At 37.4% G+C, this 26,594-nt stretch carries 25 protein-coding genes and 1 pseudogene; 4 read left to right on the forward strand and 22 right to left on the reverse strand.

Features of this window, described 5'->3' with window-relative positions; all coding sequences use genetic code 11:
* Window positions 1–66 precede the first annotated feature (66 nt).
* Window positions 67–222, reverse strand: a complete 156-nt coding sequence (locus ACIQ38_RS21245) for a hypothetical protein (RefSeq protein ID WP_402828053.1) — start codon at window positions 220–222, stop codon at window positions 67–69.
* A gap of 609 nt (window positions 223–831) precedes the next feature.
* Here ACIQ38_RS21245 and recU point away from each other — a divergent pair.
* Window positions 832–1,431 carry a Holliday junction resolvase RecU gene (gene recU / locus ACIQ38_RS21250; RefSeq protein ID WP_402828055.1) on the forward strand — a complete coding sequence of 200 codons (600 nt, stop codon included), beginning with the start codon at window positions 832–834 and terminating at the stop codon, window positions 1,429–1,431.
* A 21-nt stretch (window positions 1,432–1,452) separates the two neighbouring features.
* On the forward strand, window positions 1,453–4,119 hold the full coding sequence (locus tag ACIQ38_RS21255) for a PBP1A family penicillin-binding protein (protein WP_402828058.1): 2,667 nt from the start codon (window positions 1,453–1,455) through the stop codon (window positions 4,117–4,119).
* A gap of 772 nt (window positions 4,120–4,891) precedes the next feature.
* Here ACIQ38_RS21255 and ACIQ38_RS21260 read toward each other — a convergent pair.
* The 13 genes and pseudogenes from ACIQ38_RS21260 to ACIQ38_RS21320 form a co-directional block, all read right to left on the reverse strand.
* Entirely contained in the window at window positions 4,892–5,686 is a 795-nt protein-coding gene (locus ACIQ38_RS21260; RefSeq protein WP_402828323.1) for a DUF2935 domain-containing protein, read from the reverse strand.
* Between the two features lie 669 nt (window positions 5,687–6,355).
* A complete protein-coding gene (locus ACIQ38_RS21265; protein ID WP_402828061.1) occupies window positions 6,356–6,646 on the reverse strand; it encodes a YpoC family protein in 291 nt (96 codons plus the stop codon).
* Window positions 6,633–7,289: an endonuclease III gene (nth, locus tag ACIQ38_RS21270; RefSeq protein ID WP_402828064.1), complete on the reverse strand. Its 657-nt coding sequence runs from the start codon at window positions 7,287–7,289 to the stop codon at window positions 6,633–6,635. Before nth ends, ACIQ38_RS21265 begins: the two co-directional genes overlap by 14 nt.
* 11 nt (window positions 7,290–7,300) lie before the next feature.
* Window positions 7,301–8,014, reverse strand: coding sequence for a DnaD domain protein (locus tag ACIQ38_RS21275; RefSeq protein ID WP_402828066.1), 714 nt, complete (start codon window positions 8,012–8,014; stop codon window positions 7,301–7,303).
* Window positions 8,015–8,058: 44 nt separating this feature from the next.
* Window positions 8,059–9,354, reverse strand: coding sequence for an asparagine--tRNA ligase (gene asnS / locus ACIQ38_RS21280; protein ID WP_402828069.1), 1,296 nt, complete (start codon window positions 9,352–9,354; stop codon window positions 8,059–8,061).
* A gap of 27 nt (window positions 9,355–9,381) precedes the next feature.
* Window positions 9,382–9,870, reverse strand: coding sequence for a cell wall elongation regulator TseB-like domain-containing protein (locus ACIQ38_RS21285; protein WP_402828072.1), 489 nt, complete (start codon window positions 9,868–9,870; stop codon window positions 9,382–9,384).
* Between the two features lie 3 nt (window positions 9,871–9,873).
* Window positions 9,874–10,044: a YpmA family protein gene (locus ACIQ38_RS21290; protein WP_402828075.1), complete on the reverse strand. Its 171-nt coding sequence runs from the start codon at window positions 10,042–10,044 to the stop codon at window positions 9,874–9,876.
* Between the two features lie 22 nt (window positions 10,045–10,066).
* Window positions 10,067–12,823 carry an ATP-dependent DNA helicase DinG gene (dinG, locus tag ACIQ38_RS21295; protein ID WP_402828078.1) on the reverse strand — a complete coding sequence of 919 codons (2,757 nt, stop codon included), beginning with the start codon at window positions 12,821–12,823 and terminating at the stop codon, window positions 10,067–10,069.
* 926 nt (window positions 12,824–13,749) lie between these two features.
* Window positions 13,750–14,133 (reverse strand): aspartate 1-decarboxylase, encoded by a 384-nt coding sequence (gene panD, locus ACIQ38_RS21300; RefSeq protein ID WP_402828081.1) that lies wholly within the window; start codon window positions 14,131–14,133, stop codon window positions 13,750–13,752.
* A gap of 3 nt (window positions 14,134–14,136) precedes the next feature.
* Complete coding sequence (gene panC / locus ACIQ38_RS21305) at window positions 14,137–14,982, reverse strand: pantoate--beta-alanine ligase (protein WP_402828084.1); 846 nt, start codon at window positions 14,980–14,982, stop codon at window positions 14,137–14,139.
* Window positions 14,957–15,817: a 3-methyl-2-oxobutanoate hydroxymethyltransferase gene (gene panB, locus ACIQ38_RS21310; RefSeq protein ID WP_402828087.1), complete on the reverse strand. Its 861-nt coding sequence runs from the start codon at window positions 15,815–15,817 to the stop codon at window positions 14,957–14,959. The genes panC and panB overlap by 26 nt, the downstream gene beginning before the upstream one ends.
* Before the next feature lie 337 nt (window positions 15,818–16,154).
* Window positions 16,155–16,711 (reverse strand): annotated as a pseudogene (locus ACIQ38_RS21315) (ATP-binding protein).
* 323 nt (window positions 16,712–17,034) lie between these two features.
* Entirely contained in the window at window positions 17,035–18,021 is a 987-nt protein-coding gene (locus ACIQ38_RS21320; RefSeq protein ID WP_402828090.1) for a biotin--[acetyl-CoA-carboxylase] ligase, read from the reverse strand.
* 200 nt (window positions 18,022–18,221) lie between these two features.
* On the opposite strand from ACIQ38_RS21320, the gene ACIQ38_RS21325 reads away from it, so the two are divergent.
* Complete coding sequence (locus ACIQ38_RS21325) at window positions 18,222–18,620, forward strand: hypothetical protein (protein ID WP_402828093.1); 399 nt, start codon at window positions 18,222–18,224, stop codon at window positions 18,618–18,620.
* 80 nt (window positions 18,621–18,700) lie between these two features.
* On the opposite strand, the gene ACIQ38_RS21330 is transcribed toward ACIQ38_RS21325, so the two are convergent.
* The 5 genes from ACIQ38_RS21330 to ACIQ38_RS21350 are packed head-to-tail and all read right to left on the reverse strand — an operon-like array spanning window position 18,701 to window position 22,571.
* Window positions 18,701–19,894 (reverse strand): CCA tRNA nucleotidyltransferase, encoded by a 1,194-nt coding sequence (locus ACIQ38_RS21330; RefSeq protein ID WP_402828096.1) that lies wholly within the window; start codon window positions 19,892–19,894, stop codon window positions 18,701–18,703.
* A 1-nt stretch (window position 19,895) separates the two neighbouring features.
* Complete coding sequence (gene bshA, locus ACIQ38_RS21335) at window positions 19,896–21,026, reverse strand: N-acetyl-alpha-D-glucosaminyl L-malate synthase BshA (RefSeq protein WP_402828099.1); 1,131 nt, start codon at window positions 21,024–21,026, stop codon at window positions 19,896–19,898.
* A gap of 12 nt (window positions 21,027–21,038) precedes the next feature.
* On the reverse strand, window positions 21,039–21,446 hold the full coding sequence (mgsA, locus tag ACIQ38_RS21340) for a methylglyoxal synthase (protein ID WP_402828102.1): 408 nt from the start codon (window positions 21,444–21,446) through the stop codon (window positions 21,039–21,041).
* Window positions 21,447–21,459: 13 nt separating this feature from the next.
* A complete protein-coding gene (gene dapB, locus ACIQ38_RS21345; RefSeq protein WP_402828106.1) occupies window positions 21,460–22,236 on the reverse strand; it encodes a 4-hydroxy-tetrahydrodipicolinate reductase in 777 nt (258 codons plus the stop codon).
* Window positions 22,237–22,238: 2 nt separating this feature from the next.
* Window positions 22,239–22,571 (reverse strand): nucleotide pyrophosphohydrolase, encoded by a 333-nt coding sequence (locus ACIQ38_RS21350; protein WP_402828109.1) that lies wholly within the window; start codon window positions 22,569–22,571, stop codon window positions 22,239–22,241.
* A gap of 107 nt (window positions 22,572–22,678) precedes the next feature.
* Here ACIQ38_RS21350 and ACIQ38_RS21355 point away from each other — a divergent pair, with 107 nt between their 5' ends.
* Window positions 22,679–23,548 (forward strand): YitT family protein, encoded by an 870-nt coding sequence (locus ACIQ38_RS21355; protein ID WP_402828112.1) that lies wholly within the window; start codon window positions 22,679–22,681, stop codon window positions 23,546–23,548.
* 836 nt (window positions 23,549–24,384) lie between these two features.
* Here ACIQ38_RS21355 and ACIQ38_RS21360 read toward each other — a convergent pair.
* From ACIQ38_RS21360 to ACIQ38_RS21370, 3 genes are all read right to left on the reverse strand, one after another.
* Complete coding sequence (locus ACIQ38_RS21360; protein WP_402828115.1) at window positions 24,385–25,065, reverse strand: zinc metallopeptidase; 681 nt, start codon at window positions 25,063–25,065, stop codon at window positions 24,385–24,387.
* A 57-nt stretch (window positions 25,066–25,122) separates the two neighbouring features.
* A complete protein-coding gene (gene lhaT / locus ACIQ38_RS21365) occupies window positions 25,123–25,719 on the reverse strand; it encodes a lipoprotein heptaprenylglyceryl N-acetyltransferase LhaT (protein ID WP_402828118.1) in 597 nt (198 codons plus the stop codon).
* A gap of 77 nt (window positions 25,720–25,796) precedes the next feature.
* Window positions 25,797–26,576, reverse strand: coding sequence for a menaquinol-cytochrome c reductase cytochrome b/c subunit (locus ACIQ38_RS21370; protein WP_402828121.1), 780 nt, complete (start codon window positions 26,574–26,576; stop codon window positions 25,797–25,799).
* Window positions 26,577–26,594: the final 18 nt, after the last annotated feature.

Here is a 26,594-nt window from a genome sequence, read left to right on the forward strand (position 1 = left end):
CCGCATTCTAGTAATAGTGTAACAAATTACAGCATAGATTACTAGTTGCAAACGAACGTACATTCTTTATAATTGGTTTTCGATTTTTTCTAGTTTGCCAAGCAGGCGAAAGGATGATTTACTAAAGTCTTTTTCAAACTGTTCTTGTTCATCACTAAGTCGATCTTCCAGTAAAAATTCTAATAACTCCAATTGGTCAATGATACGTTCGATTTTGTTCATTTTATTACCTCCCTTTTTAGAGTATGTTCCTTGTTTTTTTATAAACTCCTTCCCACTCGACAAACGTTCTTTTCAATGGACAAAACTAGTAGAAAGTCGACAACTTAATGCAGAATCGTGGATTTGCTTTGTAGATATAGTGCGTTTTAAAGGTGACTGCAATCCCTCAAGCTTGCCGCACCGTGCCTGTTGTTGCCCTAAGCCATTTATTGGATATACACAATAAAAAAACTCAAATATAATTTTGTATTGAGCGAGTTGATACTGAAAAAGTGAGCAATTTCTATGGATTTTGCAGAAGATGGAGATTGAAGCGAGAATTGCGTTAGCAAAATTTACTTTTGAGACGAGCTTGTGCAGGAATAATGGAAGCAGCAGAGGCAACGCCTGCTAAAAAGCGTTTGTCCTATCGAGGAAATCATAGCCACTATTTTGTACAAGATCCTATTCCTACAGTACCCCGAAAAACTTATACAGCATGTTGAAACTAAATAGAAACAATTAACGTCTAATTATCTTGTGTTAGGTTACAAACCCTTCATTGTGCGACTGAGGGTGGAGTCTTAACACCAAAAAGTGATAAACTAATAGCATAGAGAGGTGAATATCTTGGCTATTCGTTATCCGAACGGGAAACTGTACACGCCCAAAAAGGAGACAGCAACAAAAAAAAGAAAAGATTATTCCTTTAGTAATAGGGGTAAAACATTAGAAGATGAACTAAGCGATGCAAATGAATACTATCTCGCACATGAAATCGCGGTCATATATAAAAAACCAATACCAATTCAAGTCGTGAAAGTCGATTATCCGAGTAGAAGTAGCGCTGTTATTAAAGAAGCATACTACCGGACTCCATCTACAACCGATTTTAATGGCGTGTATGAAGGAAAATATATTGACTTTGAAGCAAAAGAAACGGAAAATAGAACAGCATTTCCTTTAAAAAATGTCCATCTTCATCAGGTAGAACATATGAGTAAAGTAGTGAAACAACAAGGTATCAGTTTTTTACTCGTGCGCTTTTCTGCAGTGGATCGTTATTTTTATCTGCCTTTTGACCAATTACAGCGATTTTGGGATAGAATGCTAGCGGGAGGAAGAAAATCTATTGCATTAGCCGAATTTGAAGAACATGCAATAGAAATTATGCCCAAATATGCACCGAGAATTGATTATTTAAAAATAGTTAATGACTTATATGCATAAAGTGAAAGTGAGGAGAAGTTTATGAGTGAGCAAAAACAAACTCGTGAACAACGAAGAAAACAATTACAACAACAAAAAAAGAAAAAGACAAATACACCAGTAAAGCTCTGGATTAAACGAATATTAATAGCAATAGTCGCAATAGGTATCGTAGGGCTCATTGGAGGAGGATCACTTTTCGCCTATTACGCGAGCTCAGCACCTAAATTAGATGAAAGCTCGTTGAAAGATCCAATTAGTCCTAAACTTTTAGATGCTAACGGAGACTTATTTGCAACACTTGGCGCAGAAAATAGAGAGTATGTACCTTTCGATGAAATACCACAACAAATGCATGATGCAATTATCGCGACTGAAGATTCACGTTTTTACCAACATTTTGGGGTGGATTTTTTACGCTTAGGTAAAGCCGTACTTGCCAACATCACCCATGGTTTTGGTGAACAAGGAGCTAGTACTATTACCCAACAAGTGATCAAAAACTCTTTCTTAACAAATGAAAAAACATTAAAGCGTAAAGCACAAGAAGCCTATTTATCCATTCAATTAGAACGAAAATATGATAAAGAAGAAATCTTTGAAATGTATTTTAATAAAGTACTGATGTCCGGCAGAATTTACGGATACGGAACGGCGGCTAAGTATTTTTACGGCAAAGAATTGAAAGACCTGACATTAGATCAGTATGCTGTTCTAGCGGGTATTTCTCAACGACCAAATGCCTATAACCCGTTTAAAAATCCTGACCTTGCTGAAAAACGTAGAAATACAGTTTTACATTTAATGAATCTGCATGGCAAAATCTCAGATGAAGAAATGAAAGCCGCACAGGCAATACCAATAGAGGATTCTTTACTTCCTGAGGAAGAGCGTGTAGCAAAACAAAATACAAAATATGATGCATTTATTGACGTCGTTTTGGATGAGTTAGAAAAACATGGAGATGGGGATACCATTTCAGAAGGAATCACGATTCATACAACGCTTCAACCAAAAGCACAACAACAAGTGGAAGATACGTTAAATTCAGATATATTCCCTACAGAAGATATTCAATCAGCTGTGGCGGTTATTGATACGAAAACAGGAGCGATTGCTGCAGTAGGCGGTGGCCGTAATTACGGGGTAGAACGTGGTTATAACTTCGCGTATGATATGAAAGTTCGATCTCCAGGTTCAACTATTAAGCCGTTGATTGATTATGGTCCAGCGGTTGAATTTTTAAATTGGTCTTCCGGTCAAACGATTGTAGATGAACCAATGAAGTATACAGGTACGGAACAAAATATACGTAACTTTGATGGGAAATATAAAGGTGCGATGACTATGCGAGAAGCCCTTTATAACTCACGAAATATTCCTGCCGTAAAAACTTTAAAAGAAGTTGGCACGAAAAACGCAAAAGAGTTTATAAATCGCTTTGGAATCGATATAGGAGAAGTGCATGAAAGTACTGCAATCGGTGGCATTGATAAACCGATGTCCCCTGTTCAAATGGCTGGTGCATACGCAGCATTTGGTAATAACGGTGTTCATACAGAACCATATGCGATTGATAAAATTGTCTACCGCGATGGGAAAACTGAAAAGAGCTATCGACCGGAGTCGAAGGCAGTGATGAAAGACTCTACAGCTTATATCGTAACGGATGTATTACGAGATGTATTAACAAAAGGAACAGCTAAAAGAGCAGCTATCAGTGGTTTAGATATTGCTGGTAAATCGGGAACCTCGAACTATGATGCTAACCAAATGAAAGAATGGAATTTACCAAGTAGCGCATTCCCAGATGTTTGGTTCGCTGGATACACAACCAACTACTCGATCGCCGTTTGGTCTGGTTACCCAGAGATGAAAACACCGATGACAACAAATGAAGAACGTTATTTACCACAAACTATTTTCAAAAAAGTAATGGCTAATATTTCAGAGGATATGGCAACAGAGAGATTCAGTAAGCCAAATTCCGTAGTGGAAGCGACAATCGAAAAAGGGTCGAACCCGCTCCAATTAGCGAGTGAATACACGCCAGATGAACTGAAAAGTACCGAGTTATTTGTAAAAGGAACAGAACCAACAACAGTGTCTGAGCAATATGAACAAATAGAATTAAATGCACCAACCAATTTATCAGTCGATTTTGACGAACCTACACTTAGCGCAACATTAATGTGGGACTACGAACGACCGGAGAATCTAGAAGAAAATGTACAATTTGAAGTATCCGTAGCAATTGATAACGGACCTTCGGAAATCCTCCAAACAACTGATCAAACAGGACTGATTGTACAAAGTCTCATACCGGGAAGTACGTATGTATTCTCTGTAACAGCAGTTTCTGGTGAAGTTAGAAGTGAATCAGCTTCCGTTTCGCTTACATTAGAAGGGTTCGTGGAAGAAGATTTAGAAGAAACTCCTCCTACTGATGAAACGGACGGAAATGAAAACTCCGAAGATCAGAATAACAATGGCAATAACAATGGAAATGGAAACTCGAACGGCAATTGGAATGGTAATGGAAACAATAACGGAAATGGCAATAATAATGGAGGAAATAGCGACGGAGGTAATAACAACGGAAATGGCAACAACAATGGCAATTCCGATGAAGAAGCAAACCCCGGCGACTATACAAATCCAGGTGGAACTAGTGGCGAGGAAGAAAATTCCGACTCCACTAATCCATAAGATTAAAAAAGAGCAATCCTATATTGGGTTGCTCTTTTTTTGAGTCAGAATAGCGAACTTGTAAGCGTGAAGGTATAGGAGTTTGTTGCTCTCATAGATGATTTAGTTGCTCTTCCTTGGCGATTGGTTGCTCTCAAGCTCTGATTAGTTGCTTTCACTATAGAGTTGGTTGCTCTTTGCCATATATTCACTATTTTCACTTCATTTTATTCAGTTAACTCTCCCTCCTGTTTTGAAATGGTTGCTTTACTTGAGAAATTGATTGCCCTCCTATTATTTCTTACAATACAAAAAAAGAGAATGAGTGCGGTGCTTTTAGCTCGCAAAAATAACCCAGTTCGGGAAAAAACTGAGTTACTATTGATATACTTTTGGTTTCCTTCCTAAACTAAAACACCAAGTTAGTTCAATTAGAGATTTTAGTTTTGGTAGCAAGTCTCCTATTCGTCTTTCATTAACAAACTTTTACAAGCCAAACCATTGTCCTCCACAATTGGTTTTATTTATCCATTATGAATAATCGATACTTTAGGTTATTTTTATGTAATCATTGAAGAAAATGATAAATAACCTCTAGTGGCAATTTTCCAAATTGTTGTGAAACAACTTTCCCTGTAGATGGATTTAACTTTTAAGGAAGACACCGTCAGCTGATACCTCTATAATTCGGACGCTATTCTTTCAACTCGAATTTACTTACAAACAGAAAGAGATTCGTCTTCGGCAAGAGATAAATCGGCGGACGGATTTTTTTATTAAGCTAAAAGACAAATTAAGCCTTTTGTTCTACAAGATACGCATCAAATGCATCAATAATATGAAGGAAGTGATCCGCCTCACGGAAAACGTGATCAGCAAGAAGAGGCGGTATATTGCTCTTAATTTTACATTCTTCAATTAAGTCTCTTGCTGTTTTCTTGAAATCGCGCAACGACACGACAGAAACACGATTTTGGTCAAGAAACTGTTCTAATAGCGGTTGAGTTTCTGATTGTGGCCTCATATGATCTAAATCTTGCGCTTGAAAAAGAAGTTGATCGAAATCATTACTGAACTCCCGCGCTTGATCAACAAGTTTTCGTTCTGAAGGGTCTAACAAATGGCCAATAAATTTTGAGTGGTCTGCCATTATTTTCAAGAAAAACACGTTCTCTTTAATAATTGCTTCTGGTAATGGTATTATTTTACCTTCATTTAGTTCCTTTAACCGTTTCGCAAAATAATATGCTTCACGACTCGTATGATCAACTAATAATGGAATGTTATTCTGAACAATTTTACAACTCAAAATCAACCCCAGTACTTTCCGTTTATAGGCATAAATAGAAGCAGCCGCTTGATACACTTGTATGTTAAAATGTTGAATGACTCCAGGATCTGTATGTTCATTGTAAAGGCTTGCTTGTTCTTGAATCTGTTCAAATATTGGAATAAAACTCCTTGCTTCTTGAACAAGTTCCGTTTGATCAGCAGTAAACCCGATACTTAAAAAGAAAGCATGTTCTTTCATTATCCGTGACCAAAATCGAATTTCCTCTAACGATTGCGTTACAAATGTCGGAATCAGATATTCACTCCCTACGTAATAGTTAACATCCCCATTTTATTCATAGATGAGCATTTAAATGACTGCCTTGCACACAACCGATCAATTAAAAACTGCTCGCATAAACTAGTCATATTCTATTTAGTTAGGTTCTACATGCACATGTACTTCAAAGACACCATATTCCTTTACTAATACTTCTTCAACAGCAACTGAGATGTCGTGGTAGAACTAATATCTAAAGAGTATTTAACAAGAATAATCACGTCTACAACAGGGTTATTGCCGTATTTCCTATTGCTCCAAATGGGAAGATGTATATCCAGAAGAATTTACTGCTGAGACAATGAGTTTTGATTAAATTGGCGTATTCACTGAAATAAAATAAACAACTTAAATATCACCTATCTGCATTTATGTATAGGCGATATTTTCTTATCTTAGAGTGATCTAAATGAGTTAAAAATAATTCGAATGTAAATTATAGGTAATAATGAAATCGTACAGCAGTCATTTGAACCTTCCTAATTTCGCTACAATTTACTATACAGTTTTCAAATAAATCTGGCAGTTATTCCTTCTATACTAGCAAAAAAAAATGACCACAAAAACTGTGGTCATTATTACTTAAACTTTTAATGTTTGCGATAGGAAACGGAACTCGTTACACACTGCTCATTCTCTTTCCTGTCATTTCAAGTTTTGTGCTCGTAGTCGAGCGAGTTTCTTTTTTGTTTCTTTGAAAAGCTCGTCCAATTGCTTGAAGGCCGTATAATTATGTTTATTGTTTTGAATAAAGGTAAATCGCTCCGAGAAATTTAGTGGGGCTGCTTCCCCTGCTTTTTCTACAATCGCTTTTAGCAGACCGATTCCTTCGTCCATTAGCTCCACTCTAGTAATATCTTTTTCTTTAAAAAGCAATGCTAACTGGACTTGCAAATGATCCCATTTTTCGAATTCGCTTATTTTATGCTCCGGCAATTTTCTTCATCCTTTTGGCACCTTCACGACATACGGATAACAAAGGACATTCAGGGCAATTTGGATTTTGTGCTTTACAATGATAGCGACCGAAGAAAATAAGTTGGTGATGCGCCTTTGACCATAATTCGATTGGCGTTTTTTTCATGAGTGTTTCTTCGACTTGAAGGACAGAATCTTTCCATCTGCAAAGCCCTAATCGTTTTGTTACTCGTTCGACATGCGTATCCACTGCGATGGCTGGAATATCAAAAGCAACCGACACTACGACATTTGCTGTTTTGCGACCGACACCAGGGAAAGTCGTCAGCAAATCTCTATCTGCAGGTACTTCCCCATCATGTAATTCAATCAATTGTTGACTTAATGCTTGAATGTTTTTCGCTTTATTGCGATACAGCCCAATCGAGCGAATATCGGTTTGTAATTCTTCGATTGGCACTGCTAAGTAATCTTCAGGTTTTGTATATTTTTGAAACAAGTTTTTCGTTACTTTATTCACTAGTACATCTGTACATTGAGCTGACAATAATGTGGCAACTAATAACTCGAATGGATTTTTATGAACGAGTTCACAATGCGCATCTGGGAACATCCGCTCCATCTCATCTAGGCAATAATGCCATTGTACTTTTGTAAGCAAAACATTTCCACCTACTCTCTCTCTTCTAACCAGTTATAAAATGAGACTTTTGTAGAACTTGTTGCGGGTTGTTCCACTTGTTGTTGAACTGGAATTTGCTGTCTAAATTGAGCTGTCTGATTTTCGGCAGCTTCTACCGTTTTTATATTTTTCTTTTTCCATTCAAATAAAATACGATCTATATAACGTAAACTCAGTTTTTGGGATAATACCGCTTCTTTTAATGCTAAACGAATTAAGGCAACGGAGTGCTTATCTTGATCGAACCACATACCAATTGTTTCGTATTCCATCGGAGATAAAAGCCGTCCGAATTCTTGTTCAAACAGTTTATATATTTCGCCTTCTTCTACTTTTACTTGCTCGTCTTCGAAATGGTTTTCTTCTTGTTCCACTTGATCTAATAATAATTCCCATAAATGATGGAAAGCATAATACTCATAGTGTACGCCATTTGCGTCCATATGCTGTTCAATTTTGACAAGCCCTTTTTGAACGAGACGCTGTAAAATACTTACTACTTTATGTTCATTGAAATGCGTGCGATCACTCAAGTTTTGTGGTGTTGGAAAATGATTTCCTGCTTCTCCATAAGCAATTAAATGCAATAAAAGAATCGCTTCTTCATCTTTAATATTAATCGCTTTGTAATGACTAAAAAAAAGCTGGGAAATAGTTACATTTCCCTGCTCAGTCCAAATACGGAGTCGATCTCGCTTTTGCATACCCATCGTCTCCTTTTTTACTATTTTGATGTATTGACTACTTATTACGGATATAAACGATTTAACAAACGTGGGAATGGGATTGTCTCACGAATATGCTCTACCCCACTTAGCCATGCTACTGTACGTTCTAAACCTAGTCCAAATCCAGAATGCGGTACAGAACCTTGCTTGCGAAGCTCTAAATACCAAGCATAAGCTGATTCATCTAAACCATGTTCTTGTATACGTTGTTTTAAAAGATCATAATCCCAAATACGCTCTGAACCACCAATGATTTCTCCATATCCTTCGGGAGCGATTAAGTCCGCACATAATACAACATCATCGCGTGTTGGATGTGGTTGCATATAGAATGGTTTAATCCCTACTGGATAATGTGTGATGAATACTGGTTTATCATAACTTTCAGCAATTGCTGTTTCATGAGGAGCACCGAAGTCATCTCCCCATTGGATGTCATCGAATCCTTTTTCATGTAAAAGTTTTATTGCATCATCGTAAGTAATACGAGGGAACGGCGCTTGAATATTTTCCAATTTCGATAAATCACGACCAAGACGCTCTAACTCTAGTTTACAGTTTTTCAAAACAGCTTGGGCAATAAACGCTACATATTGTTCTTGTATTTCTAAGTTTTCTTCCAGTTCACAAAAAGCCATTTCCTGTTCAATCATCCAAAACTCGATTAAATGGCGACGTGTTTTCGATTTTTCTGCACGGAAAGTTGGTCCGAAAGAAAATACTTTACCAAGTGCCATTGCTGAAGCTTCTAAATATAATTGACCAGATTGAGAAAGATATGCATCTTCATCAAAATATTTCGTATGGAATAATTCAGATGTTCCTTCTGGTGAAGATCCTGTTAAAATAGGTGGATCCGCTTTAATGTGACCATTAGTATTAAAAAACTCATACGTTGCACGAATAATTTCGTTACGTATTATCATAACGGCATGTTGTTTTCTTGAACGTAACCATAAATGACGGTTGTCCATTAAAAATTCTGTTCCATGTTCTTTTGGTGTAATTGGGAAATCAACAGCAGCTTGGATAACTTCAATTTGTTTTACTTGTAATTCATAGCCAAATGCAGATCTTTCATCTTTTGTTACTTCTCCAGTCACATACATAGAAGTTTCTTGTGTTAACCCTTTAGCTGTTTGGAAAATTTCTTCTCCAACTTCTTCTTTTACTACTACACCTTGCACAAAGCCCGATCCGTCACGTAATTGTAAAAATGCGATTTTTCCGCTTGAACGTTTGTTTGCAAGCCATGCGCCAAGTTTAACTGTTTCGCCTACATAGTTTGCCATCTCTTTAATCATTATTTTTTTCATAGTTTCCTCCACAAGTCAAAAGTATAGTTATAAATTAGAAATTTTCTTCCACCAATCCCCATTGTCAAAAAGGAGATAGACATAATTGAGTGTATTTTTTTCGTTAACATACGTTATTTCCCAAACAGGACCAATTTCTTCTACGCCGAGCTTGGCATGTAACAATTCACCGTTTTTTTCATTACTCATTGCAAGTTGGATTGCTTTTTCTTTCGAAATACCATCTTTTAAGTTTACTTCCATAATAGCATCATCCGTTTTTTCCGCTGGGACAAAAAATGCTTTTTCTTCTCCCTTTGCGGTTTTACCGATCACGGTATGGAAAGTACTTGTACTATTATATACATACGAGTCGTCTACTTCAGCGAGTAAATGGTTTTTCGTTACATAGGCTTCCGCATTTTCATTTACTTTTGAAAAGGGTGCTTTTGCTTGGAAATAAATAAGTAAACTAAGTATCACCGTTAAGCTAATTGCAAAAATAACGATAAATAGGAGCCATCTTTTAAGTACCATCCGTTACGTCCTATAGATGGTAAAAACACACTTTTCTTGATCTTCTTTATCAAGAGCTAGGCCAAACATCAAATCTTGTTGTTTTAATGTTCGATTTAATGCATCCACTAGTTTATATAAGTCCGATTGATAATTGACTTTAACAGTGGATAGCACTTCTATTTTATTTTCCATATTTCTACCCGCTTTCTAAAACTCATCCTTCATTAGTATACCAATTTTCAAGCTCTAAGACCATATTTTCGAGCTTTACTTTCTTAATAGGAATATTAGGAATTGCCTGTAAAAAGTCACTTCCATATGACTTCGTTTCTATTCTTCTATCCAATACGATAAATACCCCTTTATCTTTTGAAGCCCGTATTAACCGACCAAAACCTTGTCTAAATCGCAGTACTGCTTCTGGAAGTGAATACGCAGTAAAGGGATTTTGACCATTGACGCTAAGTAGTTCCGCCCGTTTTTTAAATAAAGGATCATCTGGTGATGAAAATGGCAAACGAACCATAATAATGACGGATAGCGCATCTCCTGGAACATCTACCCCTTCCCAGAAGCTGTTTGTTCCAAATAACACCGATTTCGAAAAACGTTGAAATGATTTCAAAAGACGCATTCTACTACCCGAAGTCATCCCTTGGGCAAATAACATATAGTCTTCCAGTAAATTTGTATCTTGTATAATCTCTACCGTTTTCCGCAACATATCTTGCGATGTAAATAAAACAAAGCATCTGCCTTCTGTTACAAGGACCGTTTGAACAATTGCTTCCGCGACTGCTTCAATATAATCACTTTGAGACACTTGCTTAATATCTGGCATATCTTCCATGATTAATAGCTCTGCTCCGTTATAGTAATCAGCGGCCGCTCGATATTGGTAAATGGGGATATTCGTACTTAACCCTAATTGAGACGTGATAAAATGACGATTAGAAGGCACCGTGAGCGTACCCGAAGTCCAAATAACTGCCCCTGATAGCCTTAAAGGGTCAACCGCTTCTTTAATATCTTTTTGATAGTTTAGCGGTCTTTTAATAATCGTTAAACTTCCCGGAATGCTTCTAGTATCAATTTCTAGCCATTTCGCCTCTACTGCTTCATCAAGTAAAAATATTTCATCCCACTCGCTTACTTTGATCTCAAGCTCTCTAATCCAATATTCCCACTCGTTTAATACAACAGTAGCCTGATCATCGAGCTGATGTTTTGCATAAGTGGCTAATATAGATTTCGCCGACAAAATATAGGTTTGCATGACAGTAGCAACTTCCCGGAAAATAGATATATTCAAGTTCAAGTCTTCTAATGTTGCCATTCTTTTTGTACTTTTCGAATGTCCTTTTATAGATGGCATCGACTGAATAATAGATGAAATAGCGTGATCAAATGAATCGACCAGATCTACATATTGTTTTTCCAATCGAATTCGTAGCGCCAAAGGTATATGAAGTGATGCTAGTCTACCAAGCAAATGATCCGTATCTAATGTCCCAAATTGACCTAATACATACTTCCATGTCGTATAGGAGAAAATGCGTTCTTTTCGAGACATGCTTGCATGAATAACTTGATGTGCTTCGTCAATGATTACAGCACAGCCATGCGCCAACAACTTTTTCTCTCTTTCTAGATCAGCCATAATCATGGAATGATTCGTCACTAAAATATCACAATTTTCACTTTTGCGAAGCGCTCGTTCATAAAAATCAATTTCCCGTTCCTCCAACATTTTGGAAAGCGACGTTTTTCTAATTTTATCAACGAATAATTGACCCCCACCAGAAACATTTAGCTCGGTGAGATCCCCTTCTTCTGTTATCGTTAGCCAAACTAATATTTGCATAATGGTAAATGTTTCGTCGTACGATTCATCGTCTAACTGCACATGCTGCCAAAATCGATACAAATCAATATAATGTTGCATTCCTTTTAGCTTAGCTACACATATAGGGATGTCTAAAATATCGTTTAATTTCGGAATTTCCTCTAACACTAACTGGTCGATTAAATGTGTCGTGTAGGTACTAATAATGACTGGCTTTTGGCGACTCAGCCCGTAGATAGTAGCGGGCAATAAATATCCCAGTGTCTTGCCGATGCCTGTCTCTGCCTCACAAACCGTTTCGGCTTTTGTTTCAAGCGCATGTTGAATTTCATCCATAAAGGCAAACTGCCCTTGTCTTTCTTCAAAATGAGGAAGCCCTTTTTGAAATAGAGTCGTTTTTAGCTCTTTTGTTCTTGGATACGAAATCGAAATGTCATTTGAAGCATGCTCTTTTACTACTTCCTTTAATGGGATTCCCCGGTACATAGGATAGTCCGCTTTCTCATATTGTTTTCTTTTTTCCGCTAATACGTCAAAAAATAAGATCGATAAATTCGACTTTAACTGAAAGGACCTTTTATGTAGTAATTCGATTGTTTTTAAAGGCAAGCTTGCTAATTGTTCGATGCATTTTAGTAGTAAATAGGCAGTAGCTAACGCATCGTCATCTGCACGATGAGCTACATTTAGCGGTATATGTAATTCGGTCGCAATATCTTGTAATTTGTAACTATACAGATTAGGAAACATAAGCTTTGTAAATTCTACTGTGTCCATTGTTTTGCATACAAGTTTTGGCAGTCCTACTCGCTTTAATTCTTTTTGCAAAAAAGGAAGATCGAAGTGAATATTATGAGCTACAAAAATATGATCTTGCAGTAAATCTAACACTTTGGATCCAATTGTTTCAAACAGCGGTGCATGTTGTACATCTTTGTCTGTAATTTTCGTTAAATCTTGTATAAAAAAAGGAATTGGTTTTTCCGGATTGACAAATGTTGTATATGTATCGACTATTTTGCTATTTTCAATAAATACTATTGCAAGTTGAATAATACGGTCACCATTCGCCGATGAATGGCCTGTTGTTTCAATATCCACAACTGCATATTTATGATTTTCCATTATTCCTCAACTCGCTATCCATTATGTTCTAAAAAAATTGTACCACATTCGGGAAACAGAAACGAAAAATAAGATAAAAAGAAAAGTTTGATTTTTGGTAATATTTCTTTACGGAGATTGGCTTGATAGTTTTTGTATAGTATAGGGATAATGCGTCTTAGAGCGTTCTATTAGGTGACCGCTGTGATTTTCGTCGAGTGAGCGACGATTCGCTAGGTCGCTAATGCTCTTGCAGGGTCTCGCACCGCCGTGCAAATTTCTAAAATTATGTAGTTATCAATTAATAAATTCCAAAGAATGGCTAAAAGCAATCAAACAGCTATTGAAAGCAACTAGTTGAGGTTCGAAAGCAATTAAAATAAGTAGCAGAGCAACTAAATTGCCCGCGAAAGCGACTAATTATTACAATAGCAAGTTTACTTAGACTGAGACGATCATGATTTAGGCATATTAGAGGAATAATATGCCTTGAAGCGCGCTGAACTCGCCGGGCAAGCATCTGCTCGGATAGGTTTGTCGAGTTCAGTGGTTTTATTGTCACGTTAGAGTTGTGTATTGTCGAGTTCGAAGCCAAGATTTTCGCGTTCACAGTGCATATTGTCTCGTTCAACCACTTATTGTTAATTTCGGACATTGATAAGTTAGTGTTCTCCATTGGATTTTCGCAGCAGGGAGGCGACTCCAGTAGGATCAAGTGAGTAAATGAGCCTTCACAACGTACGCGCATAGGCGCGGCGGTGAAGGCTCATCGCTCCCCCTACGGAAAGCGTCCACCCTGCTGCGAAAATCACAGCGGTCACCTAATAAGAACTCTCTACGACACACTATCTCTATAAAGGGTCTCTATATAAAAAAGCAAGGAACTTCCCCCATCAAAACGAAAGAACTCCCGAAGTTGTTTTTTCGGGAGCCTACTTTTTACTATATTACATTACTGTTGCTTCTGGTTCGTAATGGATAATTTGATTGATTGTGTTGTCTGGATTCATAATGGCAACTGTTGGCTGATGAGTTGCAGCTTCTTCGTTCATTACATAGGCATACGATAAAATAATGACAATATCACCGCGTTGTACGAGACGAGCAGCTGCTCCGTTTACACAGATTACCCCGCTCCCTCTTTCTCCAGCAATTATATACGTTTCAAAGCGGGCACCATTATTATTGTTTACAATATGCACTTTTTCATTTGGTAGCATGCCAACTTCATCTAATATGTTTTGGTCAATTGTAATACTTCCAACATAATTTAAATCTGCTTCCGTTACAGTCGCACGGTGAATTTTACCGTTTAACATCATTCTTAACATTGCTTACACTTCCTTTATATCTACAAGAATATTATCGATCAAACGCGCTTTTTCAAAAAAGACAGCCGTTGCAAATAAGAGTTGGCTTGCATGCTCTGAAACTTGTTGTAATAGCGGGTATGTTACGACTTCAAAATAATCTATCTTACCAGATGTATTTTCTTCGATATGTGCTCTTCCGAGAGCGATTGCCTCATCTATATTTTTCGTTAGCTTCCAATGGTCTGTTGCTAGCGTTAGTGCTTTATATAAATGGATTGCTTCTTCACGTTCTTGTTCATTTAAAAACACATTGCGAGAACTTTTTGCAAGTCCATCTGCTTCTCGAACTGTTTGGACACGAACAATGTGTACAGGGAAATTATAGGCATGCACAAATGTTTCAATAATAGCTAGTTGCTGAGCGTCTTTTTGTCCAAAATACGCATTGGTTGGTTGGACAAGATGAAATAGTTTCGTGATTACTTTTAATACACCATCGAAATGTCCTGGTCTACTTTCTCCGCATAGTTTTGTAGAAAGCTCCCCTACTTGAATCGTAATCCCACTTTCAAATGGATACATTTCTTCGGGCGTGGGATTAAAAATAAGATCTACTCCAGCTTCTGTAGCGATTTTTAAATCGCGCTCAATATCTCGTGGGTATCTGTCTAAATCTTCATTTGGCCCAAATTGGGCAGGATTAACGAAAATGCTTGCAACGACAAAATCATTTTCTTTTCTTGCTCTATTTAATAACGCTTGATGACCTTCATGTAAATACCCCATTGTTGGCACAAGGCCGATTGTTTTATGTTTATTTGATTCAAGAATATTTTTTAACTCATCGATTGTTTGAACTGTTTGCATGAGTAATGCCTCCGTACAATTGGTTTAGTTGCTCTTCTTTCATTGTAAATGAATGCTCTAAAGCAGGGAAAATACCACTTTTTACTTCCTCTATATATTGCTGGATACCTGCTGCAATAGTCTCCCCAACATTAGCAAACTCTTTTACAAATTTCGGGATATGATGTGTGCCATATTTCACCAAATCATGAAAAACTAATACTTGACCGTCAGCTGAAGCTCCTGCTCCGATACCAATAGTTGGAATGATTAAGCCTTCCGAAACTTTTTTGGTTAACTGATGAGGTATACATTCCAAAACAATTGCGCAAGCACCTGCCTGCTCACATTTTTTGGCGTCTTCGATTAATTTTTCCGCTGCCTCGGCAGTTTTTCCTTGCACTTTATATCCGCCAAGCACACCAGCTGATTGAGGAGTTAACCCAAGATGCGCCACAACTGGGATTCCAGCAGCTGTTAACTTTTCAATAACTAACAGCACGTCATCCGCGCCTTCGACTTTTATCGCTTGAGCACCTGTTTGCTGTATCAATTGAACAGCATTTGCAAGTGTTTGGTCAAGTGAACCATGATAGGTACCAAAGGGCATATCCACCACTAAGAACGTATTCGGTGCACCTCTTCTTGTTGCTTTTCCGTGATGAATCATGTCATCCATTGTAACGAGCACAGTAGAATCGTATCCTAGCACAACCATTCCAAGTGAATCTCCCACTAATAGCATGTCTATCCCTGCTTCTTCTGCAAATTTAGCAGTCGGGTAGTCATAAGCAGTCATCATCGTTATCTTTTCCTCTTTTTTCTTCATTTCCACAAAGTTACTCGTCGTTTTCAATGAAATTCCTCCTCTTTTTAAGTGGAGAGAAAACCAACTAAAAAGCCCTTCTTTCCAAAAATGGACAGAAGGGCAGAAAATGTAAATTAAAAGGTTTTCTCCGTCCCTGTCATATGCAGATCAAGGCAGACTATTCAATTACTAGCTTGTTGAAACAGGTGCAGTTCGACAAACGATACTGCCCAACGTTTAAAGAATAACAGAAAATTGCTTGGACGTCCAAATGATTTTGCTTAATAGTTGGAACAGAAGTGCTATGCAGTAAAGATAAAAAATGTTGTAGGTTTTCGACTGTATGAATCCAACGACGGCGACACCTGGGACATTTGACAATCTTCTATAATTTAGAAATATTACTAATCTCGTGTATAACAGACTGAACGTCCTCAGGTCTTTTAATAATAAATAAATGGTCTGCTTCCTCTTCCGTTGGTGCTACCACGTCAATATTATTTGTCTCTTCCAACTGTCTTGATAGCACTACTTTGAATGTGGAAGCAGTTCTTAATATCGCTGTACTACGGTCGCTTTTCTCTATCCGCTCTATAAGTATTTGTTCAGTTAGATCAAAATACACTACGATGCATGTAAATCCGTTTTCACGAAAATGATCGAGCAATTTCAAGCGGCCTTTGCGATTACGATTTGCATTGCAAAGAATAAGATGACAATTGGTCTCTTTCACCGCATAATTGACAATCGTTTGCGTGAGCGCGTACTTAATTGTATATGTCCTTCTTTAGGCAGTAATGGTTGGTAATATGTATGAAGGAATTCAGCATGATTATCTTGATCGATCACTACTGAGTCTGGTAACTCTTTTTCTAAAGTTCTTGCAAATGTAGTTTTTCCGCTATGCGTAAGTCCGACAGTCATAATTATGAGTCTCTGCATGAAAGTTTCTCCATTCTTCACAATTTAGATTAACCTTTTTAACTTGCTTAATTCTATTACTTATACACACTTATCCTTGAATCTTACCATAAGAGCAGTTTTTCAAAATTGTTTATCCGAGAGGATATGGTCAATTCTTAAAAGCAGACTCCAAATGCCTAGAAATGAGTTATATTGGTGAATGAATAGTTTTATGTGGTGCTCGAGATAGGATATGTGGTTGTCAGACAGAGTTATGTGGTACTCACAAACAGTTATGTGGCACTCGTATATATTTTATGAAAAAAAGCTCCTGAAATCGCATTTTCAGGAGCTTAATCTATTTATTTGTTCATCAAATGGATATCCGCTGAGTAGATACCACGAATTTCGCCATTATCCAGTTTGAGCTCTAGGACGCCATCATTTGTGATGCCCATTGCTACACCTTCTAATGTTTCGCGTAGCAAGTTGGCACGAATTCGTTTTCCGATGGTGCAGTTGTAACTTTCCCAAAGTAATTTAATCGGTTCGAAGCCTTTTTCTACATATATTTCAGCGTACTTTTCCAAATAATATAATATTTTAGCTACCAGTTCCGCACGGTTCACTTCTTGTCCAGATTCTATTTTTAAAGAAGTGGCAATCGATTGGATAGATTCGTCAAATGTCTCTAAATCTTGATTGACATTGACGCCAATGCCTATAATTATCGCTTGTACACGATCCATATCTGCTTGTAGTTCGGTTAAAATGCCCGTCACTTTTTTGCCATTGATCAATAAATCATTCGGCCATTTGATAGCTGGAGTGCAGTCTGTTAAATCTTCAATTGCCAGCGTAATTGCTACAGCAGAAACGAGCGTAAATTGGGCTGCAAATTGAGGGCTGATTTCTGGGCGAATGATAACGCTCATCCATATTCCTTTATTTGCAGAAGAATCCCACGGACGTTCTAGTCTTCCCCGTCCAGCTGTTTGCTGTTCGGTAATAATGACTGTTCCATGCGGTGCTTGCTCACTTGCTTTTTCGGTTGCAATTGTTTGAGTCGATTCACAGACCGGATAATAGACTATATTTCTTCCGATCGTTTTCGTTTCTAAATAAGATGTGATTCGTTCTTGCGATACAATATCTGGAATTGACTGCAAAATATATCCTTTTTTCTTAATCGCTTCAATTACATACCCATCTTCTTCGATGCTTTTTAAGTGCTTCCAAATCATAGTACGTGAAATATTCAATTCATTGGCCAATTTCTGACCTGAGATTGGTTCACCATTAGCACTTACAAGTTGGGAAAGTATCTTTTCTTTTATGGACATATTCACGAAAAAATCATTCCTTTATATAACAATATTGTCATTATTGATTAAGGGATATTAAACTATGAGCTAATGCCAATTCTTAATATATTCAATCATAAGCTGTAAAACAGAAAGTACATGGAATATTAAAGTATAGCCAGTCATACATTTAATCAAAGCTGTTGATTGTAATAGATAGCAATGTATTACAGGGGGAAATCGCTATGAGCCTTGAATTTGTTTCACTGGCACCAACGTTATTTCAAGTATTTAAAACAGGAGAGCCGAATCCAAAAAAAGTTAAGCGGATTATTTATGGACAAACTACATCAGACGCAAATGGTATAGCTACACTTTATATTACAGACAATGGATTAGCAAATGGTAATCCATTATTAACAACTATTGACTATGCAGTATCAAGTGTATATTCTACTAATCCTTCGACAAATGCAAGACCGAGAGTCCAAATGCGCGAGAAAAATGTTGCTGCAAAATATGTCTCTGCAAATGTTACAAACATTAGTGGGGTAACAGTGCTTGGTATTAATGTATTAGGTTCAGAAAATCCAGTGAGTGGAATTGTTGTAGATTTTATGATTATAGGCAGTTTCAATAGTTAAATTATGCACAAGCAAGTGACGTATAGACGATTGTTTCTAATTTAATCGCTTTTCGGTCACTTGCTCCATTATACATACGATTAATAGTCGACATTGATATACTCACTTAAAAACCATTCTTGTATCATTTTTCTATCGTTCTTTAGCTTACCAGCTACGATTCCTAAAGTTATTTTTTCCATCGCTTCCCTAATCCATGGACCTCTTTTTTTCTGTGTCCACTTCATTAAATCATTGCCATTTACGACAATGTCTTTGACCGATGAAATGGGAATAGCAGCTTTTGCTTGCTTAATTTGTTCTGGGGTGTATGAGGTATCAATTTTCTTCAGTTCTTTTGCATAGCTCGTTGCGGCTATGAGTACATCTTCTGTAAACTGAAAATAATTATAGGGACTCCAATACCCTTTAGCTAGTTGATCTACTGCTGCTACTATATGTTTCACATGTGCTTTTTCTGCATTCGAACATTTATAAAAGGAAAGCATTGGTCCCAAATCAGTTGAAGACTGCATAAGCGCAAAATATGCCCATCCATTTGCAGTATTTCCGAAGCTTGAAAATCTTTCCCAGCTATCACGATACGTTGTCCAATCACCTTGGAAATTGTCTGCTAAATAACTAGAAACAAATAAATGCATACCATTTCCAACATAATCACTTATCCAAATTTTCTCCAGCTCTACTTTTACCCTTTCCATCGAAACATGGGCAATTAGGTGATGAAGCGATTGAATGGCTTCCATCGTATCCACATGTAAGGAATAGTTCAACTGTGCGGAAAAACGGATCGCTCGCAGCATGCGAAGGGCATCTTCGGAAAAACGTTGGTGTGGGTCTCCAACAGCCCGTATTACTTCCTTTTCAATATCTTCCCTACCACCAAAATAATCAATGAGCTCATCTGTTTTAGTTAGCGCCATTGCATTCATCGTGAAATCACGTCTTTGTAAATCTTCCGCAAGCGAGCGAACAAATGTAACTGCGTCTGGTCTTCGAAAGTCAGTGTAAGTGGCTTCTGAACGAAACGTCGTTACTTCAATCGTCTCTTTTAATACGACTAGAACAGTCCCATGTTCAATTCCGACATCAATGGTGTGAGGAAATAACCGTTTGACCTCATTCGGTGTGGCATTTGTTGTCACGTCCACATCATTTGCATGTTGATGCCTTACAAAATCACGGACTGCACCTCCCACAACATATGCTTCAAAACCAGCATTTTCAAGTGTTTCGATTACTTTATAAGCTTCTGGCCACCGATTTTTCATCATATTATTTCTTCGCCACTCTTTCGTACATCGCTTCGTACTGTTCTACAATTTTTTTCGAACTAAATCGTTCCTCGATAAACATTAACGAAGTTTCGACCATTTGTTTATGTAAAATAGGATCTTGTAATAATTGAATCCCATATTCCGCTACTTTTTTAGTATCACCAAGCTCGACTAAATAGCCATTTTCCCCGTGCGAGATCACTTCAGGGATGCCACCGACATTTGTGCCAATGCATGGTACTTCACAAGCCATTGCTTCTAACAATACTAATCCGAATGATTCTTTTTGCGAAAGCAGTAGCATTAGATCCGAAATGGCATATAGTTCGGACAAGTTGTCTTGTTTACCAAGAAATAGTATATCTTCTTCAATCGAAGTTCCTCGAACATATTCCATTACTGGATGTTTTTCAGGACCATCGCCTACTAAAAGAAGTTTTGCTGGCATCTCTTTTCGAATCAATTCAAAACTTTTCACGATATCTGGAACCCGTTTCACTTTCCTGAAATTAGAAACATGGATGACTACTTTTTCATCCGGCGCAATTCCTAATAATTCCTTTAAATTACCAGCATCTTTTTTGTAGTATTCTTGTTCATCTACAAAGTTATAGATGGTTTCTATCTCTTGTTGTGGTGCGATTAATTCCATCGTTTGATTTACTAATGAATGTGAAACTGCTGTAACGATATCGGATTTTTCGATTCCATAGCGGATAGCACCGGAAAGGGCTGAATCATCCCCTAATACGGTAATATCTGTTCCATGCAAAGTTGTCACAATGCCTATATCGGATTTGGCCATATCTTTCGCTAGAATAGCACATACTGCATGTGGCATAGCATAATGCACATGCAGTACGTCTAACCCTTCATCTATAATCACTTCTGCCATTTTATTTGCTAAAGCAATATCATACGGAGCATATTGGAAAACAGAATAACTATTTACTTCTACTTGATGAAACGTAATGGATGGATACATTTTGTTTAAACGAAAAGGCATACTTGAGGTGATGAAATGTATTTCATGTCCCTTTTCCGCAAGCATTTTACCAAGTTCGGTGGCAATTACACCTGATCCTCCAACTGATGGATAGCATGTAATCCCAATTTTCAATTTACGCATACGATCACTTCCTTAACGAGCGCGTCTTTCTTCCAATAAACGCCAATCTAAAAATCCTTCTTCAATACCTTTTAATAAAATTTCCGCTGTTCCCATATTCGTTGCAAGTGGAATTTGGTATACATCGCATAAACGAATGAGTGCAGTTACGTCTGGTTCATGTGGCTGTGCAGTTAAAGGATCTCTGAAAAAGATGACCATATCCATTTCATTGTTGGCAATTGCCGAACCAATTTGTTGGTCCCCGCCTAGTGGACCCGATTTATATCTAAATACGGATAATCCAACTTCATTTATAATGCGCGTTCCCGTCGTACCTGTTGCAAATAATTCATGATCTTCCAAAATAGATTTATACGCCGTTACAAATTGGACTAAATCTTCTTTCTTCTTGTCATGCGCTACTAATGCAATTCTCATTATAGCTTCACTCCTATAAAATAATCTCTTCTAAGCCGTATATTAGCGTATTTCGTTTCATTATTTCATGAATCGATAAGACGATACCCGGCATGAATGACGCACGGTTAAACGAATCGTGACGAATTGTGAGAAGTTGTCCATCGCCACCAAGTAATACTTGTTGATGTGCAACTAAACCAGGTAAACGAACGCTATGTATATGCATCCCTTCTAAATTGGCTCCTCTTGCACCAGCAAATATTTCTTCCTCATCCGGATGCCCTTGTTCAAATGGATTTCTTGTGTCTTGAATCATTTGGGCCGTTTTAATCGCCGTGCCTGATGGAGCATCGACTTTGCGATCATGATGCATTTCAATTATTTCTACATCCGGCAAATATTTTGCTGCAGTTTGAGAGAATTTCATCATCAAAACTGCACCGATGGAAAAATTAGGAGCGATAATACAACCGACCTGTTTTTCTTCCACTTTCGTGCGTATCTCATCTAATTGTAAATCAGTGAAGCCCGTAGTACCAATAACTGGTCTTACCCCATATTGTAGAGCTGTCATAGCATGATCATAAACAGCCGTAGGGATAGTCAAATCAACTAATACATCCGGCTCCGTTTGTTCGATTAATTCTTCTAGAGAAGTGAAAATAGGAATATTATCGCCCAAATATTCTTCCTCTTTTTTATGATCTAATAATCCTACTAAAAGAAATTCCTCGTTCTTAATAACCGTTGCCACTGCTTCTTTTCCCATTCTACCTCTTGGTCCTGCAATTGCTACTTTGATCACCATAGTTAGTCCTCCTTTTTCGTCCATCGATCTTTATCACGTGTATTGTATTTATGCAATACGTTTTGTAAGGATGTTTGTAAATCTATTCCTTCTGCATTTGCCAAACATATTAGCACAAAAAAGAAATCTCCCAATTCATCTGCAAGTTCTTTGTCTACTTCTGTATGCTTCTTTTTCTTCGTGCCATACTTATGTTGAACTTCTCGGGAAAGTTCTCCTAGTTCTTCCGTTAATCTTGCTAAAAGTTCCATTGGAGGAAAGTATCCTTCTTTAAATTGACTTATGTATGCATCTACTTCATGCTGAAGTTCAGATAATGTTTTATTTTCCGACATATTTCTCACTCTCCTCCCTTCATCGTAATAAATTTATACACCAGTTGTCAAAAACAATTAAATAAAAGATAATAACTTTAGTATGGACTATAAAAAGGGGTGGAACAATGGGGCTAGGCTTAAAAATTAAAAATATCATCATGATTATAATAGGATCCGCTATTTATAGTTTTGGTTTTGTTCATTTTAATATGCAAAATGAGCTTGGAGAAGGCGGTTTTGCTGGTATTACGTTAATCCTGTATTTCGTTTTCAAATGGGATGTTGCTTTAATGAACCTTCTATTAAACATTCCAATGTTTATCATTGGATGGAAACTTTTAGGTAGGAAAGTATTTGCCTATACGATAATCGGTACCGTAGCTGTCTCTGTATTTTTAAAAATATTTCATATGTATGAGACACAAATCGGGTTACAAGATGATATGTTCCTTGTTTCTTTATTTGCAGGGGTATTCGTTGGTGTTGGTTTAGGAATTATTTTTAGATTTGGTGGAACTACAGGTGGCGTAGATATTATCGCAAGACTTGGTCAAAAGTATCTTGGCTGGAGTATGGGAAAAACGATGTTCATGTTCGATGCGATTGTCATTTTCCTATCTTGGCTCACGTTTTTAGATATTAGATCGGTTATGTATACACTGGTGGCAGTTTTTGTCGGAGCACGCGTAATCGATTTCGTACAGGAAGGTGGTTATGCGGCGCGTGGAGCGTTTATCATCTCTGAACATCAAGATGCAATTGCCAACCGTATAACGAACGAAATGGATCGTGGAGTGACGGTGTTAAAAGGATATGGACATTATACGAAGAAAGAACGCGAGATTTTATATTGTGTTATTGCTAAAAATGAGATCGTCCGCCTTAAATCGATTATCACTGCAGTTGACCCACATGCCTTTGTATCGGTAACGGAAACGAATGATGTGATGGGTGAAGGATTCACGCTTGATGAGGAGAAAAGGCCGATTGATTAAGAAAAGGTGTTAGAACCCTCTAAATACAAAACCTGTTATGTATCGTTTTCGGAGGACTTTGGACAGACTTATCGCTAAAAAAATCACCGTTTCATTTTTGGGAGAGGCTGGCCGTGACTTTAGTCACGACCAGCCTCTCTTTTATCGGTAATCTTTTGGCTTTTTCCTGTCCATCGCCCTCCATCAACAATATCTAAAAGATTAAGACTAAGACCCTCTTTGAATATGAGAGAAAAGATACTTTCCAATCCATACAAAAAGCTCTCGAAGATGCAATTTCGAGAGCTCATTGCTTCTTTATACAGTGAATACTAGCTATTCTTCTTCGGTGTCACTTTTAGAAATAAAGATTGTTCGAAAAGAAATGCATACTCTTTTCAGTAATACTATTGCGTGAATTTTTAATGCATTACAACTATGAATTATTAATATACGTTAACGGATAGTCGTATCTTTATAGAAAGTTTCATTGCTATTAGAAAGTGTAGAGGTGGAAATACTATAAAGAAGGCCAGAGCAGCCAAAATTGCATCTTTGGCTGCTTACTTTATTATTAGGAAGTTGTATATTCTTTGGTTCTCAAAAGCTTTGGAACTTCAATTACTTGTACTTTTGGAGTACGACGGACGAACGATTACAACATGATTACCAAAAAATGTGGAGGGAGGCGACAAGGTCGCCTCCCTCCACATTATGAAATCTCGGTAATATGTTGAGCTCGTTCAGTCCAAAGTAATCCAAAAGTAGATACACATTAAGTGCCCGTTTATTCCAAGTGTATGTTATTTCTCAAAAAGGATTGCTCCAAATACACGGAACAATCCTTTCCTTAATTGTTAATCGTCTCTAGACATTCCTGTATAAATTAATACTAAACGTAGTAATTCAAGTACAGCTACTGCTGCAGCTGCGACGTATGTTAAAGCAGCGGCACTTAATACTTTCTTTGCATGACGTTCTTCTTCGTTTCGAATAACACCTAACGATACCATTTGGTCCATTGCACGATTAGAGGCGTTAAATTCTACTGGAAGTGTAACAATTTGGAACACTACACCTGCAGCAAGTAACACAATACCTAATAGTAACAAGTTACTCATAGAAGCAAAGATACCAATCATGACGAAAATCCAAGATGCGTTGGAAGATATATTCGCAATCGGCACTAGTTTATGACGTAAAGTTAAAAAGGAATAAGCTTCTTTATGTTGAATCGCATGTCCTACCTCATGTGCCGCAATAGCTGATCCTGCTACAGATGCTTCATGATAATTATGCGAAGATAATGCGACAATTTTAGTCATTGGGTTGTAATGGTCACTTAAAAAACCGCTACTTTCCACTACTTTCACATCATATAAACCATTTGCGTCTAAAATAGTTCTTGCTACTTGTGCACCTGTCATACCTGAAGTGGAGCGTACTTTTGAATACTTTTTATACGTTCTTTTGACTTTCATTTGTGCATATATAGGCAATAACAAAATTATCGCAAAATATATGATAAAAGAAACCACCAATCATTTCCCCTTTCTTATCTATAATTATTATTTTAATAGGTTATCCAATCACATTCAACTAATTCGCTTTGACCTTTTTTGATGAACTAAAATTGCGATGCTAATACACGCAATGGACAACCAAAATGTGAAATAGCCAATTTGACTGGCATATTCGCTCAAACTACGATATATAGGCATTTGACCAAATACATAGTCTATGACATCGTTATGCAATGTCCAGACTGCTGCGATAAAAATATGTACGAATGTAAATCGGTAGAATGGTATATAAAGTACAGCCTGTAGTGCCATGGCAAAATGAGAAATGACGAGCATCCATCCCATCCAACCTATGGAGCCGGTCTCGATATATGTACAGATATTCATGACAACTGCCCATACACCATATTTAACCAATGTAATAAGCGCAAGTGTTTCTATTAACTTCCAGTTTTTCTTTAGTAGCCATCCAAGTAATGCAATAGTAAAAAATAAACTTGCTGTTGGACTATCCGGAACAAACAAAAGAAATTTAGGCTCCGTAACGGAGAGTTGGCTCTCATACCAAATATAACCATAAATCGTCCCGAGTAAATTCACTACGAACAACAACCACATAAATGACTTATTAAAGAGCACTAACTTCCCGTACGTTATTAATTCTTTCATAGAAACGCTCCTTCAAAAGGTAAGTAAAAAAGAGAGCCAGTTGCCTGACTCTCTTTACTTTTATTATGTCTAGCTAGTTATTCCGCTGGTTGAAGCGTTGTAATAAACTCAGCTAGTTTGTGAAGCTCTTCTTCAGTTCCTTGGTATGTGCCACCAGGCATTCCACCTAAACCTTCATGCGCAATGTTAACGATTTCATCAGCAGTATAGTCTAACCCGATTAACGGCTTACCTAAACCACCTTCGAATGCGTTACCATGACAGCCGATACAAGACGATGCTTGATACAGCTCATAGCCTTCTGAAGTTTCGTCGAATTCTACAGAAACTTCTTCTTTAATCTCTCCGTATGCTTTAGCAGCTTCCCAATCGTGGTTTACAACAGATTCCCAAGTTAAGAAAATCATTGCAGCAATTGCTAAAAGCATAAAACCAGTTGGTAAAGGACGTTTAAATGGACGTCTTTCTTTACTAGTATCTAAGAATGGTACTAATAGAAGTGCACCAAAAGCTAGACCTGGCATAATGATTGCTCCGATAATGTTAAATGGTCCTGATGCAAATTCATATTTTAATAACTGATACAAGAATAAGAAATACCAGTCTGGTACCGGAATATAACCTGTGTCCGCTGGATCGGCTGGACGTTCAAGTGGAGACGGATGTGCAACAGTTAGTACTAGATAACCTACTAAGAAAACAGCACCGACTAACCATTCCTTCAATAAAAAGTCTGGCCAGAAAGCTTCTGTTTTACCTGGATACTCAGAATAGTCTTTCGGAGTTTTCTTCGGTCTGCTAGCTGGATCTGTAACACGAGAGTCACCAACAAATTTCATACCTTTACCGCGATGCATAATGTCCCCTCCTTTTAA

The organism is Psychrobacillus sp. NPDC096389 (assembly GCF_044762855.1).
Classification (GTDB): domain Bacteria; phylum Bacillota; class Bacilli; order Bacillales_A; family Planococcaceae; genus Psychrobacillus.